At 70.1% G+C, this 15,589-nt stretch carries 18 protein-coding genes; 16 read left to right on the top strand and 2 right to left on the bottom strand.

Features of this window, described 5'->3' with window-relative positions; all coding sequences use genetic code 11:
* On the top strand, window positions 1-532 hold a 532-nt coding region (locus A3IC_RS52995), incomplete at its 5' end, for a response regulator transcription factor (RefSeq protein ID WP_020549414.1).
* Between the two features lie 159 nt (window positions 533-691).
* On the opposite strand, the gene A3IC_RS67265 is transcribed toward A3IC_RS52995, so the two are convergent.
* Window positions 692-835, bottom strand: coding sequence for a hypothetical protein (locus tag A3IC_RS67265; protein WP_020549413.1), 144 nt, complete (start codon window positions 833-835; stop codon window positions 692-694).
* A 29-nt stretch (window positions 836-864) separates the two neighbouring features.
* Between A3IC_RS67265 and A3IC_RS0107320 the strand changes: the two genes are divergently transcribed.
* The 15 genes from A3IC_RS0107320 (at window position 865) to A3IC_RS0107250 (ending at window position 13,972) form a co-directional block, all read left to right on the top strand.
* Window positions 865-1,722, top strand: a complete 858-nt coding sequence (locus tag A3IC_RS0107320; protein ID WP_079026298.1) for an ABC transporter permease — start codon at window positions 865-867, stop codon at window positions 1,720-1,722.
* A 544-nt stretch (window positions 1,723-2,266) separates the two neighbouring features.
* Window positions 2,267-3,580 carry a lyase family protein gene (locus A3IC_RS52990; RefSeq protein WP_020549411.1) on the top strand — a complete coding sequence of 438 codons (1,314 nt, stop codon included), beginning with the start codon at window positions 2,267-2,269 and terminating at the stop codon, window positions 3,578-3,580.
* A 3-nt stretch (window positions 3,581-3,583) separates the two neighbouring features.
* The gene (locus A3IC_RS0107310) at window positions 3,584-4,543 is read left to right on the top strand and encodes a glycoside hydrolase family protein (protein WP_020549410.1); all 960 of its coding nucleotides are present in this window, start codon (window positions 3,584-3,586) and stop codon (window positions 4,541-4,543) included.
* Window positions 4,544-4,612: 69 nt separating this feature from the next.
* On the top strand, window positions 4,613-5,698 hold the full coding sequence (locus A3IC_RS0107305) for an ABC transporter substrate-binding protein (protein ID WP_020549409.1): 1,086 nt from the start codon (window positions 4,613-4,615) through the stop codon (window positions 5,696-5,698).
* A 3-nt stretch (window positions 5,699-5,701) separates the two neighbouring features.
* Window positions 5,702-6,712 carry an amino acid ABC transporter permease gene (locus tag A3IC_RS0107300; RefSeq protein WP_020549408.1) on the top strand — a complete coding sequence of 337 codons (1,011 nt, stop codon included), beginning with the start codon at window positions 5,702-5,704 and terminating at the stop codon, window positions 6,710-6,712.
* Complete coding sequence (locus A3IC_RS0107295; RefSeq protein WP_020549407.1) at window positions 6,709-7,476, top strand: amino acid ABC transporter ATP-binding protein; 768 nt, start codon at window positions 6,709-6,711, stop codon at window positions 7,474-7,476. The genes A3IC_RS0107300 and A3IC_RS0107295 overlap by 4 nt, the downstream gene beginning before the upstream one ends.
* A 21-nt stretch (window positions 7,477-7,497) precedes the next feature.
* The gene (gene solA / locus A3IC_RS0107290) at window positions 7,498-8,652 is read left to right on the top strand and encodes an N-methyl-L-tryptophan oxidase (protein ID WP_020549406.1); all 1,155 of its coding nucleotides are present in this window, start codon (window positions 7,498-7,500) and stop codon (window positions 8,650-8,652) included.
* Between the two features lie 2 nt (window positions 8,653-8,654).
* Window positions 8,655-9,653: an aldo/keto reductase gene (locus A3IC_RS0107285; RefSeq protein ID WP_020549405.1), complete on the top strand. Its 999-nt coding sequence runs from the start codon at window positions 8,655-8,657 to the stop codon at window positions 9,651-9,653.
* A complete protein-coding gene (locus A3IC_RS0107280) occupies window positions 9,647-10,816 on the top strand; it encodes an aminotransferase class I/II-fold pyridoxal phosphate-dependent enzyme (protein ID WP_020549404.1) in 1,170 nt (389 codons plus the stop codon). Before A3IC_RS0107285 ends, A3IC_RS0107280 begins: the two co-directional genes overlap by 7 nt.
* Window positions 10,809-11,210, top strand: coding sequence for an ACT domain-containing protein (locus tag A3IC_RS0107275; protein WP_040876278.1), 402 nt, complete (start codon window positions 10,809-10,811; stop codon window positions 11,208-11,210). Before A3IC_RS0107280 ends, A3IC_RS0107275 begins: the two co-directional genes overlap by 8 nt.
* 48 nt (window positions 11,211-11,258) lie before the next feature.
* Window positions 11,259-12,002 (top strand): FadR/GntR family transcriptional regulator, encoded by a 744-nt coding sequence (locus A3IC_RS0107270; protein WP_020549402.1) that lies wholly within the window; start codon window positions 11,259-11,261, stop codon window positions 12,000-12,002.
* Window positions 12,003-12,371: 369 nt separating this feature from the next.
* Window positions 12,372-12,980, top strand: a complete 609-nt coding sequence (locus tag A3IC_RS0107265; RefSeq protein ID WP_020549401.1) for a helix-turn-helix domain-containing protein — start codon at window positions 12,372-12,374, stop codon at window positions 12,978-12,980.
* Window positions 12,953-13,504, top strand: a complete 552-nt coding sequence (locus A3IC_RS0107260; RefSeq protein WP_020549400.1) for a transposase — start codon at window positions 12,953-12,955, stop codon at window positions 13,502-13,504. Before A3IC_RS0107265 ends, A3IC_RS0107260 begins: the two co-directional genes overlap by 28 nt.
* A gap of 17 nt (window positions 13,505-13,521) precedes the next feature.
* Window positions 13,522-13,722, top strand: coding sequence for a hypothetical protein (locus A3IC_RS0107255; protein ID WP_020549399.1), 201 nt, complete (start codon window positions 13,522-13,524; stop codon window positions 13,720-13,722).
* A 64-nt stretch (window positions 13,723-13,786) separates the two neighbouring features.
* Window positions 13,787-13,972 carry a hypothetical protein gene (locus A3IC_RS0107250; protein ID WP_158695840.1) on the top strand — a complete coding sequence of 62 codons (186 nt, stop codon included), beginning with the start codon at window positions 13,787-13,789 and terminating at the stop codon, window positions 13,970-13,972.
* Between the two features lie 1,024 nt (window positions 13,973-14,996).
* On the opposite strand, the gene A3IC_RS52985 is transcribed toward A3IC_RS0107250, so the two are convergent.
* Complete coding sequence (locus A3IC_RS52985; protein ID WP_245599177.1) at window positions 14,997-15,287, bottom strand: hypothetical protein; 291 nt, start codon at window positions 15,285-15,287, stop codon at window positions 14,997-14,999.
* Window positions 15,288-15,589 lie beyond the last annotated feature (302 nt).

The following is a 15,589-nucleotide window of genomic DNA, read 5'->3' as shown; positions in this document are numbered from 1 at the left end:
TGAGCGGCTTCGCGCGGCGGGCGTGTGGACTCCGGTGTTGATGCTGACCGCGAAGGACGGCGAGTACGACCAGGCGGACGCGTTCGATCTGGGCGCGGACGACTACCTCACCAAGCCGTTCAGCTTCGTGGTCCTGATCGCGCGTCTGCGCGCGCTGGTGCGTCGGGGGGCGCCGGTACGGCCCGCGGTGCTCGANGTGGGCGGCCTCACCCTGGACCCCGCGCGCCGCCGCGTCGAGATCGACGGCGAGGAAACACGGCTGACCCCACGCGAGTTCGCGTTGCTGGAGTTCCTGATGCGGCGTGCGGGCGACGCGGTGTCGAAGACCGAGATCCTGGCGAACGTGTGGGACGCGCACTACGAAGGGCCCGCGAACGTGGTCGAGGTGTACGTGGGCTACCTCAGGCGCAAGATCGGCCGCGAGGGTCGCGACACGGGTACGGGTACGGCCGGGCCGTCGGGCGCGGCGGGCCGTAGGCCCGTGATCGAGACCGTGCGCGGCGTCGGATACCGGCTGGTCGTTTCCGACTGAGTCGCCGTCAAAGAACCGACCGTCGCCGGCGGCCCGGTCGCCGGGGCGCGTGTCCGCTTCGGCGTGCGACATGTGACCCGCGCGGCGGCCCGCCCGGCCGGTCAGGGCGTCCGGGGGTGGGCGCGGGCGCGGCGGTGTCGGTCGAGGTGGCGGTGGTGGTCATCGGCCGGCTCCTGCGGTCTTGGCGCGCACGAGGTCGGCGGCGAGGAGGACGAGGGTGATCGCGGCGCCTGCGAGGGCGACGGAGCCGGCGCCGTGCGGCCCCATCACCGGGCCCAGGCCCGGCCTGTCACCGTCAACCACGCGCAATGCTCCCGCACTACGGTGATCCCATGAACTCGGCCTCGGCCGCCTTGCTCCCCGTGGACGCAGCCCTCGGTTGGATTCTGGCCGTCCTGCTCGCCGCCGCCGTCACCGTGGTCGCCGTGTGCCGTCTGTCACCCGACCAGGGTATCGGCCGGGGTAGGGAGGTTCTTTTCGCGGGCATGCGGGCGGCACTTCAACTCGCGGTCGTCTCCGCCGCCATCGGCTGGGTGGCCCACTCGCCCGCGGGCCTTCCGGCCTTCCTGCTCCTGATGTTCGCGGTCACCGTGCGCACCGCGGGCCGCAGGATCACCACCGACGGCACGTGGTGGTGGACGGCCGCCCCCATCGCCGCAGGCGTGATGCCGCTCGTCGGACTGCTCCTGGCGACCGGCCTCGTCCCGCCTCGCGGCATCACATTGATCCCCATCACCGGAATCCTCATCGGCGGCGCGCTCACCGCTACCGTCCTGGCCGGCCGACAGAGCCTGGCAGCGCTGCGCCTTCGTCATGGCGAGGTCGAGGCGGCCCTCGCACTGGGCATGCTCGAGCGGGACGCAAGAATCGAGATCGCCCGCCCCGCAGCCTCCGAGGCACTCGTACCCGGGCTGGATCAGACCCGCACCGTCGGCCTGGTCACCCTGCCGGGCGCATTCGTCGGCATGCTCCTCGGCGGAGCCGAACCGATCACCGCCGGCGCGGTCCAACTCTTCGTCCTCATCGCCCTGATGGCCGTACAGGCCGCCGCCACGGCAATCACCTTGGAACTGATCGCCCGCGCCCGCATCACGGCTCCCGCCGCCCACGAGGACGATCCCGCCCGGGGCCGCCGTCTGCGGCGCCGACGGCGCGATTCCGCTCCGCCCGACCGAACGCTCGGCGGCTGACCCCGGCCCACCCGGGCCGGCCACGTCCGTTCACGCCCGGTGGAGGCGACGCGGCCCGAAGGGACGACGCGGCGCACCGTGGTCCAGGCCAGGCCAGGCCAGGCCAGGCCAGGCCAGGCGGGGCCGCGGCCTGGGCTGCGGCTGTGGCCTCCCGTCACGCGCTCGTACGCCTACTGCGGCGCTCGGACCGACTCGGGAACCGTTCGACCCGGCTCATTGCCAGGGCAACGGTCCGCCTCCTTGGATGTGCTGCCCGGCGACTGCCTGAACCGCCGCGACGGTTCGGGGTGCGCGGGTCACATTGAGGACCCTCGGCGAATCGCTGGTAGTTGGAGGGCTTTCGGTCTGCCAGTCGAAGACCTGGACGCCGCCGCCGAACGCCTTCCATCGCATAGTGGCGGCTCGCACCGGCTGCCTGGTCTTCGGACCATCGAGATTCCATCTTGACCAGGTGGCCTGACCACTGTCATTCTCAGGTTTCATCGATTGGTCAGGCCACTTGGCAACTACGTCATCTGGGGAACGTATGTCGCTAGGCATTTCCATGCGCGATTCGCTCGGGGAAGTCGTCGTCCCCGAGGGAGTCCTCTACGGCCCGCACACCGCTCGCGCGTTGCGGAACTTCGCCGTTCCCGGCCCTCGCCTGTGCGATCACCCCGAGTTCGTGCACGCGTTGGTGACCGTCAAGATCGCCGCCGCCCGGGCCAACGCGGCACTGGGAACGCTGGATCCGGCCATCGCGGACGCGATCACCGAGGCCGGTGCCGAAGTGCTCGCGGGCCGCCACCTTCGGCATTTCGTGCTTCCCGTCGTGCAGGGCGGCGGCGGGACGTCGACCAACATGAACGTGAACGAGGTGCTCGCCCGTCGCGCCACCGAGATCCTGCGTGGGCGAGGCAACGGGCACGAGAGCCTCGAAATCCACCCGAACGATCACGTCAATCGGGGCCAGTCCACCAACGACGTCATGCCCACCGCGATCGGGATCGCCGTGTACCGCGCGGCCGGAAGGGCCGTCGACGGCCTCCGGCACCTATGCGACGTCCTGAACGCCAAGGCCGACGAGTACACCGGGCTCGTGCACCTGGGCCGCACCTGCCTCCAGGACGCGGTCCCGATCCCGGTGAGCGCCGTGCACCGGGCACAGGCCCACGCGATCGCGGAGGCGAGCACCGATCTGGCCGACGTCGCGGAACGGCTCCTCGCGGTCCCGCTCGGGGGCACCGCGGTGGGCACCGGCATCGGGGCCGCCGACGGGTTCGGCGCACACGCGGTGCGCATCCTCGCGGAGGCGACGGATCTGCCGGTCCGCCCCGCGAAGGACCCGCACCACGCACTGGCGTCATTGGAACCGTTGGCCCACGTCACCGAGGCGATGAGTCGCTCCGGCCGAACCATCGCCCGCGTCGCGACCGACCTGCGGTTGTTGGCCTCCGGACCGCACGGAGGCATCGCCGAGGTGCTGCTGCCCGGCGTACAGTCCGGCAGCTCGATCATGCCGGGCAAGGTCAATCCGGTGATTCCGGAGCTCGTCATGCAGACGGCCTTCCAGCTCGCCGGTGCCGCCACCACGGCCCATCTCGCGGTGAGCGCCGGTGAGTTGGAGGTGTCACCGATGGCTCCGGTGGTCACGCTGGGCCTGCTCACCGGCCTGCCCGCACTCGCCGAGACCGCCCGGATCTTCGCCGACCGCTGCGTCGCGGGGCTGTGCTGGGACCGGGAGGCGGTCGCCCGCCATCTGCGCGGATCCCTCGCCCCTGCGGTGAATTCCGCGACCACCGAAGGCTACGAGGCGGCGGCGCGCGCGGCGTACGCGCGCCCTGCGGCGAACCTCGATCACATCGCGAAGGGTGCCTGATCCATGAGCACGAGAACGCCGCTCGCCCCGCTGATCACCGACCCGGTCTTCGACGGGGTGACCGACCCGACCCTGGTCCGCGACCACGCGACCGGGCAGTGGTGGTGCGTCTTCGCGCACCGCCGCGCGAACGTGCGACTGTCCGGATCGCCCTCGATCGCACGCTGCCACGGCACCCCCCTCGGCCTGGCCTCCTCCACCGACCAGGGCGCGAGTTGGCTCTACCGCGGAACGCTGGACCTACCGATCGAACCCGGCCACAACACGTTCTGGGGTCCCACCCTCGTCGCCTCCGACGGCACCTACCACCTGTTCACCACATTCATTCGGGGCGTGCCGAACGACCCCGCCTGGGACACGCACGGCCGGCCCAGCCCGTGGCACCGCCGCATCCATCACCTGAGCAGTACCGACATGTGGCACTGGCAGCACCACGGCCCCCTGGAACTGGGCACCGACCACGCCGTGGACCCGTGTGTGGCCCGGACGCCCGACGGATCGTGGTCGCTGTGGTTCAAGGACGAGGCCGCCGGCGGGGCGCTGCGTCGGGTCACCGGCCCCGACCTGATGTCCTGGTCACCCCCGGAGACCGTGCTGTCGACCTGGCACGAGAGTCCCGTCGTCTTTCGCCTCGGCGGCTTCCACTGGCTGATCGCCGAGTCACGAAACGGACTGACCTCCTACCGCTCCACGGATGCCCTGGCCTGGGAGGAGACCGGCCCGTTCGTCGCGCGGACGGGTATCCGGCCGTCCGATGCCGGCTCCGTGCGATCGCCCGACGTGGTCCGCGTCGACGACTCCACCGCCTACCTCGTCTACTACACCCAGTCGGGACACGACAGCTTCGGCGACGAAGTCCCCACGTCCTCCCAATCCTCGGTCGCCCAGGTCGCGTTGCTGCGCGTCGAGAACGGCGGGCTGACCTGCGACCGCGACGCCCCGTTCGAGTTCCGCCTGCCCTGAACCCGCGTCGCACCCCACCGAACCCGCTCCGAATCGTACTTGCGCACGCCACCTGCCCAAGGAGAGAGCATGTTCCACGCCCCCGCACGGACGCGTCGCCGCCTGCCGTTGACCGGCGTCGTCACGGCCCTGGCCCTCACGCTGGCCGCCGCCGGCTGCGCCGACCCCAAGGAAAGCGAGCACGCGGGCGGGAACCCCGCCGCCTCGCAGCCCGGCTCCACGCCCGTCACCGCGGCCAAGCCGACCGCGAACCCGGCCGTCGTGGCCCTGGTACCGCAGAAGTACCGGAGCAAGGGCGAGCTCGTCCTCGCCACGAACGCGCCCTACCCTCCGCTGGAATTCTTCGAGGACGACAACAAGACGCTCACCGGGTTCGACATCGACCTCGGGAACGCGATCGCGGTGACCATGGGCCTGAAGCCGCAATGGCAGAACACCGGCTTCGACGCGATCATCCCGGGCCTCCAGGCGGGCAAGTACGACGTCGGCATGACCGGCTTCAGCATCGAGCGCGAACGCCTCGAAGTCATGGACTTCGTGTCCTACTACCTCTCCGGCGGCGGTTTCATGATCAAGAAGGGCTCCGGCATCGAGGTGAACTCGTTCGACCAGCTGTGTGGCTACCGCGTCGCCGTCCAAAAGGGTGTGAGCCAGGTCGAGTCGCTGACCGAGGCGAGCAAGGCGTGCGGCGCGAAGGGCGCCAAGCCCATCGACATCCTCCAGATCCCGGACCAGAACGTCGTGGTGCTGACCCTGGCCTCCGGCCGGGCCGACGTGGTCGTCGGGGACAAGCCGCAGGTCGAGTACGCCGCGAGCCGCTCCGACGGCAAGATGTGCGTGATCGGCACCTACCAGACCGGCCACAGCATCGCCGGCATCGCCGTCCCCAAGGGCAACCCGCAACTCCTGGCCGCGCTCCAGGCCGCGATCGACTCGCTGATCAAGTCCGGCGACTACGCGAAGATCGCCGCCAGGTGGGGCACCGGTGTCGCCGACCCGGGCGCGACCCTGTCCGAGGACTACGGCAAGGTCTCCGCCCCCTGGGGCGTGGGTCCGGACGGCACCATCATCCACGCCAAGACCTTCACCGACCCGAACGAGATCCAGCCGGGACACACCTACTACAACCAGCCGATCAAGAAGGGGTGTGCGTAGGCGATGCGGACGGATCATTCGGCGGACGACCCGAAGTCCGCCGCGCCCGACGAACCCCCCGAGTCCGCCTCACCCACCGAGTCCGCGCCCGAGGGCACCCGGCACCCCTCGGCCACAACCGACGGCCTCGGCGACCCCGACCTCACCATCCGGGCCATCCCGCAACGGCACCCCTTCCGCCGGCTGGCCGCGGTCGTGATCGCCGTCCTCATCGCCGCCGGCCTCTGGTCCGCGATCACCAACCCCCGCTACGAGTGGGACGTGGTGGCAGAGTGGCTCACCGCCGAGACCATCGTCAAAGGGCTCCTGAAGACCCTCGAACTCACCGCCATGGCCATGGCGATCGGGACCCTCCTGGGCATCGTCCTCGCGGTGATGAGCGGATCGAGGAACCGCCTCGTCTCCGGCTCGGCGACCGCCTACATCTGGTTCTTCCGGGGCACACCGCTGCTGGTCCAGCTCATCTTCTGGTTCAACATCAGCGCCCTGTACCCGCAGATCAGCCTGGGCGTGCCGTTCGGCGGACCGGTGTTCGCGTCCTTCGACGCCAACGAACTGATCACCCCGATGACCGCCGGCCTCCTGGGCCTGGCCCTCAACGAGGCGGCCTACATGGCCGAGATCGTCCGCGCCGGCATCATCTCCGTACCTCCGGGCCAACTCCAGGCCGCCACCGCCCTGGGCATGACGAACCTCCAGACCACCCGCAAGATCGTGCTCCCGCAGGCGATGCGGGTCATCGTCCCCCCGACGGGAAACCAGACCATCTCGCTGCTCAAGACCAGTTCGCTGGTCAGCGTGCTGGCCATCCCCGAACTGCTGTACAGCAGTCAGATCGTCTACGCCCGCACATTCCAGACCATCCCGCTCCTGATCACCGCGAGCATCTGGTACCTGCTCGTCACCTCGATCCTGACCGTCCTCCAGGGCTTCCTCGAACGACGGTTCTCACCCGACGCGGACCGCCCGGATCGACGGCGCACCCGCCTGCGGCTCCGGAAGGCCCTGACATGACGACACAACCCCTCGTCGTGGCCGAGAAGGTCCGCAAGAGCTACGGCCGCAACGACGTCCTCAAGGGCATCGACCTGGAGGTTCGACGCGGAGAGGTGGTCTGCGTCATCGGGCCCTCGGGATCCGGGAAGAGCACCTTCCTGCGCTGTATCAACCACCTCGAGCGCATCCAGTCCGGGCGTTTGTGGGTCGACGGGTCGCTCGTCGGGTACCGACAGGTGGGCGACCGCCTGCACGAGCTGTCCGAGCGCGAGGTCAGCCGCCAACGCGCCGAGATCGGCATGGTCTTCCAGGACTTCAACCTCTTCTCGCACTACACCGCCCTGGAGAACGTGATGGTCGGGCCACTCCTCGTCCGCGGCGAACCCCGCGAGGCCGTGCGGGCCAGGGCCACCGAACTGCTGCGCCGGGTCGGACTGGGCGACAAGCTCGGCGCCTATCCGCGCCGCCTGTCCGGCGGCCAGCAACAACGTGTCGCCATCGCCCGCGCCCTGGCGATGCGGCCCAAGCTGATGCTCTTCGACGAGCCGACGTCGGCCCTGGACCCCGAACTGGTCGGTGAGGTGCTCGACGTCATGCGTGACCTCGCCGACGAGGGCCTGACCATGATCGTCGTGACGCACGAGGTCGGCTTCGCCCGCGAGGTGGGCGACACCCTGGTCTTCATGGACGGCGGTGTCGTCGTCGAGTCCGGACCTCCGGCCGACGTGATCAACAACCCCCGGCAGGATCGGACCAAGGCCTTCCTGTCCAAGGTGCTCTAGCTCGACCAGGAGTCCAGTCCCGTGACCACCAGCAAGCAGTACGACATCGCCGTGATCGGCCTCGGCGCCATGGGCGCCATGGCCGCGTGGCGGGCCGCCACCCGCGGCGCGTCCGTGATCGGCATCGAACAGTACGGCCTCGCCCACGATCGAGGCTCCTCGCACGGCGGCTCCCGGATCTTTCGCGAGACCCTGTTCGAGGGCGCCGACTACATCCCCATGGTGCGCCGCGCACGCGCGTTGTGGCACGACCTCGAAGCCGCGTCCGCGACCACGCTGCTGCACCGCTCGGGCGGTCTGTGCGTCGGCCCGCGCGAAGGCGGACTCATCGTCGACGCGCTGCGCTGCGCGGAGCTCGCCGGCATCGAGCACCACCTCCTCGAACCCGACGAACTGGCCGCCCGCTACCCCCAGCACGCGAGCATCGACGCCGACGTGGCGGTGTACGAGCCCGGGGCCGGCGTCCTCGACCCCGAGGGCTCGATCACCGCCGCCCTGCGGCTCGCCGGCGCGGCCGGCGCCCGGCTGCGCTTCGACACGCGAGTCACAGCCGTGCATCACGACGACCGCGGCGTGCGCATCGACACCGCCGACGAGAGCGTGCGCGCACGCCGCGCGATCGTGGCGACCGGTGCCTGGTTCACCGACCTCGTACCCGAAATCGCGCTGCCACTGCGGGTGCAGCGCTCCCTGCTGTCCTGGTTCACCGGGCCCGATCGCGACGCGTACCGACCCGATCGCTTCCCGGTCTTCGTCCGCGAGAGCGGGCCCGTCGACGGGTGGGGCATCCCCGACGTCGACGGACGCGGAGTCAAGATGGGCGCGGGCCCCGCCGCGATCAAGCCGTGGCTGGAGCACCCGCGCGACAACGACTATCCCGTGGACGAGCGCGACCTCGGGCCCGTCGAGGACTTCTGCCGGGCCGCGTTCCCCCACCTGAGTCCCAAAGCCGTGTCCGCCCGACCCTGCATGAATTCCAAGACCCCCGACGGAGACTTCGTCATCGGCATCCCCGCGGCGGCCCCGACACTCGTCCTGGCCGGCGGCTTCTCCGGACACGGCTTCAAACACGCCGCCGGCGTCGGCGACATCACCGTCGACCTGGCCCTGGACGGAGCCACCGACACCCCCCTGGACCGGTTCTCACCCGACCGGTTTCCCCGCACGAAGGGTTGACCATGCAATACCGCACGCTCGGCCGATCGGGACTGCGCGTCAGTCCGATCGCGCTGGGGACGATGAACTTCGGCCCGGTCACCGCCGAATCGGACGCGCACGTGATCATGGACGCCGCGTTCGACCACGGCGTCAACCTGTTCGACACGGCGGACGTGTACGGGGCCGACGCCAACCGCACCATCGCCGACCATTCCCCCGCCAAGGGACTCACCGAGGAGATCATCGGCCGCTGGCTGGGCGCCCGACCGGGCAGACGCGACCGGATCGTGCTGATCTCCAAGGCATACGGACGCATGGGCGAGGGTCCCAACGACATGTACCTGTCCGCCGGGCACCTGCGGCGGGCCTGCGAGGCGTCGCTGCGCCGGCTGAACACCGACCACCTCGACGTGTTCATGCTCCACCACGTCGATCGGGCAACCGGCTGGGCGGAGCTTTGGGAGGTCCTGACGGATCTGCGCCGCGAAGGCAAGATCCGCTACGCGGGCACCAGCAACTTCGCCGGATGGCAACTGGCCCAGGGCCAGGAGGCGGCCCGAGCACGGCAGTTGTTCGGCCTGGTCGCCGAGGAGAGCATCTACAACCTCATGGAACGCACCGTCGAACTCGAGGTGCTGCCCGCGTGCCGCGCCTACGGCATCGGCCTGTTGCCCTACAGCCCGCTCAACTCCGGCCTGCTCGGCGGGATCCTGGCCAAGGAGCGCACCGCGGCACGCAGCGCCAGCGCGCGGGCCATCGACCACCTGGCCCGTCGGCGCGAGCAGATCCGGGACTTCGAGACCCTGTGCGCCGAACTGGGCAGCCCGGCCGCCGTCGTCGCGCAGGCCTGGCTGTGCCATCAGGAGGGCGTCACGGCGCCGATCGTCGGGGCACGCACCCTGTCCCACCTCGAGGACGGCGTCGCCGCCGCGCGACTGACCCTGTCCCCGTCCGAACTGACCGCGCTGGATTCCATCTTCCCGGGACCGGGTCCCGCACCGGAGGCATACGCATGGTGACCACATCGTTCTCGCTCCCTCCCTTCCGGCCGTTCGCGCTGGAGAACTGGCAGTCGGATTACGAACAGTCGGTCGACTTCAACTTGTCCGACAGCACCATCGATCCGGTCTCGCTCCGCGAACTCCTGGGGTCCGAGGCCGACATCGAGCGCCTCCTGGGCACCGAGCTCTACTACCCCGAGGTCAACGGCGAACGCGCGCTGCGCGAGTCGATCGCCGCCCGCTACCCGGACGCCGGTATCACCGCGGACCACGTCCTGGTCACCATCGGCGCCTCCGAGGCGAACGCCGCCATCGTGGACGCCTACTGTCCGCCGGGTTCGCGGGTGATCGTCATGGAGCCCGGCTACCGCCAGGTCTGGGGACTGGCGCAAAACCGGGGCTGCGACGTGCGCGGGTTCACGCTGGACCCCGATCGGGGCTGGCGGCCCGACCTCGAAGCCCTCGCCGAGCTGGCGACCCCCGAAACGTCGCTCATCTACGTGTGCAACCCCAACAATCCCGTGGGCTACATCCTCACCGACGCCGAGATGGCCGAGATCGTGCGGATCGCCGAACGCTGCGGCGCGTGGCTGGTCGCCGACGAGGTCTACCAGGGCAGCGAACACGACCCCGCCGACCGCGCACGCACGTTCGTGGGCCGCTACGACCGCGTCATCGGCGTCAACAGCATGTCCAAGTCGTACGGGCTCTCGGGCCTGCGGATCGGCTGGGCGATCGGCTCGCCGCAGGTGATCCGCGACCTGTGGCGGCGACACGAGTACGCCGCCATTGCCACCGGCCGACTCGACAACATCCTCGCCGGCATCGCCCTGGAGGAGGCCACGTCGGCGCGCATCCTGGCCCGCAACAGGGCGGCGATGAGCGAGGGTTGGTCCCTGTTCGAGGACTGGCAACGATCGCTCGACGGGCTCGTCCGGGCCCATCGCCCGATGGCCACCCCACTGGTCTTCCTGCGTTTCGCCACCTCGCTCGACTCGGTGGAGGCCGGACACCGGATCCGCACGGGCGCGTCAACCCTCATCTGCCCCGGCGAGTACTTCGGTTTCGACGGCTACCTGCGGATGAACTTCGGCTTCGGCCGGGACTACGTCGCCGGCGCCCTGAAGGCGATGACACCCGTGGTCCACGCCATGGCCGAGGAGGCACCCTCGAATGCGTAGCACCGCCCCGTGCGTGAACCTGCGGCTCCTGCCCGAGTCCTATGCGGTCTGCCGCCTGGACCCCGCAGGCGAACACCGCCTGCCCGCCGCCGGATCGGGCTCGTTGTACTGCCTGACCCGAACCCCCGAGGAACTGTCCCTGGTGTGCGTCGAGAACCTGGTACCCCCGGACGTCGAAGTCGAGCGAGAGTGGAGCGCGATGGTGGTGGCGGGCCCCTTGGACTTCTCCCTCACCGGGATCCTGGCCTCGATCGCCGGACCACTCGCGGAGGCCGGGATCCCCCTCTTCGCGGTGTCGACCTACGACACGGACTACGTTCTGGTGAAATCGGATCGAGCGCGCGACGCGATCGCGGTGCTGGGGGCCGCCGGCCATACGATCGTGAACGAGTAATCCGGCGAACACAGTCCGCAGGCCGCACCCCCGACAACCCAGGTGAACATGAATCACGAACAGTCCGACGATCCGTTCCATCCGGTCATAGTCCGCAGCGCCGCCGCACAAGCCGCCGATCGCATCGTCGCCGCGATCAGGGACTCGCGCGTCGCCCGGTTCGAACGCCTGCCCTCGGAACGCGATCTCGCCCAACGCCTGGGGGTGAGCCGGCCGACCCTGCGGGAGGCGCTCGCGGCGCTCGAACTGGCCGGCATCGTGCAATCCCACCACGGCCGCGGCACCCTGGTGGTGGCGTCGGCGTCGAGGGTGGCGAACTGGGGCGTCGAGATCCTGCCCACCCAACTTTTCGAGGCACGCCTGGCCATCGAGCCGCAATTGGCCGAACTCGCTGCGGCCAAGTGCTACCCGGAGGACATCGAGCACCTCAAGACGGCCGCCCGACACCTGGAGGAGGAGTTCGAGGCCACCGGCCAATACGAGAGCGACCTGCCGGTACACCGGGCCATCGCCCGCGCCGCGCGCAACCCGATCCTGGAACACGCCCTCGAAGAGGCACTGCTGCACACCGAGTCCCCCCGATGGGTGACGTTGCGGTCGCGTGCCCTGATACCGGGACACACCCGGGAAGGGCACGTGGACGAGGTACGCCGGGTCATTCGCCACATCGAGAACGGCGAAGGCAAGCAGGCCGCCGACGTATGGCGGCGGCATTTGCTGTACTTCCGCGACGAGATGCTCACCGGGCTGAAGGAACGACCGCTGCCGCCCGACGCCGAGGTGAGCGGCTGACGCCCGTCGACGCTCGGGTTCGGTTCCCGGTGTCGGGGCAACCCACCCGACCCGGACGACCGCCCGCCACCACAAACGCGCCCCCGCGTCCCGTCGACCACCGCGCCGAGCACGCCTGCTCCCACCACGCACGCACCACCGCCGTGCCACCGCGAACACCGCCCCCACCCGCAACCCATCCGCCCCAGCACCCCGCACCACCCCCGCGATTTGCAGGGGGCAGCGGCCACCCAGGCAGTCCCGCAGTTCCAGGAACCCCACCGCATCCCCCGAACTGGGGTGTTGCGACGACCACTACTGCTAAGTTCCGCTTTGGGCAGGTAAGTAGTAGTCAAACAGTGCTGTTTCGGCTGCTCGGGGGCGAGTGTGATGCCGAAGTATCTGATGGCCCGTCAACCCGTCGACGGGGACGAGGAGAAGAAGATCCGGAGACTGGCTGCGGCGCGACACGCGCCGGCGGACTGGATCCTCCGCGCCGGGATCGTCGCGCTGAGCTGGGAAGGCCTGCACGTTCCGCAGGTCGCCACTCGGGCGGGGTGCGACGCGAAGACCGTGCGGCGGTGGCTGCACCGGTTCAACGAACAGGGCCTGGACGGGCTCGGCGACCGGCCCGGGTGCGGCCGCAAACGGCGGATCACCGAGGCCGAGCGTTCCCGGATCGTCGCCCTGGTCAAGCTCGTTCCGCCCGGTCGGTTGGAGATGCAGCCGTCCGACGAGTTGTGGGCGGCGGACGAGTCCGGGCCTCCGGAGTGGACGCTGGACGCCCTGGCCGCTGAGGCCGGGAGACTGGGCATCGTGGTGGGTCGAAGTCAGGTCCGCAGGATCCTGCTCGCGGAGGGGGTGCGGTGGCGCCGNACNCGGTCGTGGGTTCGGTCGAGGGACCCGGACTTCGCGGGAAAAGGACGCGGATCGTCGAGCTCTACACCGACCCGCCCGAAGGCGTCACGGTCGTGTGCGCCGACGAACTCGGCCCGGTGATCCCGCGCGCGTTCCCCCCGGCGCCGGGTTGGTCGCCGGACGGACACCGCATCAAGAACGTGCTCGACTACAGCCGTGGGCCGGAGAAGACCTGGGTCTACGGAGGCCTGCGCGTCCGCGACGGAACCGAGGTCACGATGACCGCCTCGGCCCGCAACAGCGCCTTCCACCAGCGGTTCCTCCAATTGGTCGAGGACGCGAACCCGGCGGGCGAGATCGTCGTCGTCACCGACAACCTGTCCTCCCACAACAGCTTTTCCACCCGGGAATGGCTCGTCGACCACCCCAGGATCCAACACGTCTTCATCCCCGTCGGAGCGTGTTGGCTCAACCTCCAGGAGGGATGGTGGCGCATCTTCCGCAAGGCAGCCCTGGCCGGTCGTTCGTTTTCCAATCCCGCCGACATCACGCAGGCCACGACCCTCGCAACCTCCCAACTCAACACCCGCGCCAAATTCTGGATATGGGGCAGACCCGCCCCACCGACCCGCACATTACGGCGCCGGTTCGTGTACACCCTTTGAGGAACGCTGCACTAGGCGTGTGGCTGCTTCCCGACCTCACCCGACTGCTCGACCTCGGCCACGTGCCGCCCATGACGCACGACATCCACCACGCAGCCGCGCTGACCGCGCAGGGCGACACCACCACCCCCATCCGCGTCCTGCGCCGCTGGGAGAACACCGGTGCCGCGGCCGCCCTCGCCCAAGTACGGCTACGGGTACAGCGAAGTCACCTATGACGAGGTCGACGGGACGATGTCGCAGAGCACGTGTGACGCCGGACCGAAGGATGGCTTGCGCGCCGTGTCCTTCCTGAGGACACCGACCGGGACCGTGCACACACTGCACGCCGCCGGCGGCTCCGGAAGCTGTGTACAAGCGGGATACGTGCTCAGGCAGGGGACCTACACCCTCAAGGTATGTCTGCGCAACGGGGCCACCGGGAGCGACATCTATTGCGGCTTCACAGAGGAATGGACCGTGTACTGACACCCAGTCCACTCCTCGGCCCCCGGCCCCGGGTGCATGAGCCGGCCCAGGGTGCGCTCGACGGTCCAGCGGGAGCCAACGTGCCTTCTTGGCCGGGACGATGAGGCTTGCCGGAGTCTCCCTCATTCCAGCAGGAAGGCACGTTCTGCGTGCGCACTACCTGCCAGCGCATGCCGAGCGTGTCCATCTCGGCGATGCGTTCGGCGGAGAGTTTCGCTCGCTGTGAGTCTTCAGCGTCGCGACAGTGGTCGGTCGTTGGCGGCGAAAGACAAAGACATCATTGCGCCTGTTTGAAGGTGTCGGATCGCCCCTTTGGCGGCTGACGCGATCCGAAGTCTCGTTGCGGTAGGGCGGGGATTGTGAACGTCTCGGTACGACGGTGGCCGTGCTGGTGTCGGCGGGATGCGCGGTGGCGGGTTGTTCGTCGGGCGGTGGGGACACGAGACCCGTGCCGAGTGCGTCGGCGGTGTCGCCGGCTCCCGACCCGCCGGTGATCTCCGAGGCCGAGGCCCGGGAGGCCCTGGAGCACTACGACACCGCGCCGATCCCACCGGAGCCGACGGCTTCGGAAGAGGGGCCGTCGGAGGTGGCACGGCGGCGCCGGGGGACGCCCGTTCGCCATGACGGGCGCAACGATCGACCCGATCGCGGAGGGCACGGCATCCCCCGGGACGGGTACGCTCCCGGTGCGACGATCCCGCCCGGGACATCGCCCGACGGGATGCGCGCGGCCGGCATCGATTCCCCGGGCCTCTGCCACGCACCGTCGACGCCGCAGGCGCCCGACGCACGCTGCGGATCCGGGGCCTCGACACGTCGCCCGGTGTGAGGATGTGGCGTCCGTGCCGGCTCGGGTTCGCAGGATCCCGGGCCGGAGATCACACCGACCGGGGACGCAGACGTCCGTGGAATGGGGACGTTGGCGATCCCCACGAGCCGCAGGATGCGGGGGCTGGGGGGTACAGCACACGACCGGCTTCCGGGGTGCTGCGCGCCTCGGGCGTGACTCGCAGACGCGGGGTCGCTAACGCCCCACTTCGTCGGCCAGGCGTCGGGCGGCGATCTCGATCGTCGCCTCGTGCTTGTCGATGCGGGCCGACGCCGCGTCGAACGGCTCGTTCGGCAGCCCCAGTTCCTCGACGCGTGCGACGCAGGCGCGTGCGGCGTGCAGCACGGACCGGGCCAGGGCCGCCGCGGTCGCCAGGTCTGCTCGCGCGGCCGGGTCGTCGGGGGACAGGGCGAGGGCCTCGTCGGCGACGCGCGCGGCCAAAGCGACCAGCCAGGAGGCGAGTTGCCCGGCTCGGCGAACTTTCACGGCGTTGTGTCGGGCCTGTCCCGACACAACGCCGTGCCGACGGTACGTGGACCACCCACCGCGGTGCGCCATTCGCGGGTGCGGCCCCCGGCGTTCACGCGCGCGGGCCCGGTCTCCGGCCTGTGCCGCGCCTCGCGTGGGTCCTGGCGACGGCCGGGGTGAGCGCGGTCGGTTGNGTACGTGGACGCGCTCGGTTGAGTAGGTCGCCCCTGTGGGTGTGCTCTCTCGCTCCGGCAGGGTGGGTGCATGCCAACGAAGACGGTGGGGCGGCGCGATGCGGTGGGCGGGACGCGAGCACCGGG

This window comes from Embleya scabrispora DSM 41855, assembly GCF_000372745.1.
GTDB lineage: Bacteria > Actinomycetota > Actinomycetes > Streptomycetales > Streptomycetaceae > Embleya > Embleya scabrispora.
Note: the sequence above shows the minus strand (reverse complement) of the source record. Positions and strands in the feature narration are given on the sequence as shown.

Excerpts from the sequence above, each read along its gene's own strand:
- A3IC_RS0107320 (WP_079026298.1), top strand. The coding sequence starts at position 865 with ATGAACTCGGCCTCGGCCGCCTTGCTCCCCGTGGACGCAGCCCTCGGT.
- A3IC_RS52990 (WP_020549411.1), top strand. The coding sequence starts at position 2,267 with ATGCGCGATTCGCTCGGGGAAGTCGTCGTCCCCGAGGGAGTCCTCTAC.
- A3IC_RS0107310 (WP_020549410.1), top strand. The coding sequence starts at position 3,584 with ATGAGCACGAGAACGCCGCTCGCCCCGCTGATCACCGACCCGGTCTTC.
- A3IC_RS0107305 (WP_020549409.1), top strand. The coding sequence starts at position 4,613 with ATGTTCCACGCCCCCGCACGGACGCGTCGCCGCCTGCCGTTGACCGGC.
- A3IC_RS0107300 (WP_020549408.1), top strand. The coding sequence starts at position 5,702 with ATGCGGACGGATCATTCGGCGGACGACCCGAAGTCCGCCGCGCCCGAC.
- A3IC_RS0107295 (WP_020549407.1), top strand. The coding sequence starts at position 6,709 with ATGACGACACAACCCCTCGTCGTGGCCGAGAAGGTCCGCAAGAGCTAC.
- A3IC_RS0107285 (WP_020549405.1), top strand. The coding sequence starts at position 8,655 with ATGCAATACCGCACGCTCGGCCGATCGGGACTGCGCGTCAGTCCGATC.
- A3IC_RS0107280 (WP_020549404.1), top strand. The coding sequence starts at position 9,647 with ATGGTGACCACATCGTTCTCGCTCCCTCCCTTCCGGCCGTTCGCGCTG.
- A3IC_RS0107275 (WP_040876278.1), top strand. The coding sequence starts at position 10,809 with ATGCGTAGCACCGCCCCGTGCGTGAACCTGCGGCTCCTGCCCGAGTCC.
- A3IC_RS0107270 (WP_020549402.1), top strand. The coding sequence starts at position 11,259 with ATGAATCACGAACAGTCCGACGATCCGTTCCATCCGGTCATAGTCCGC.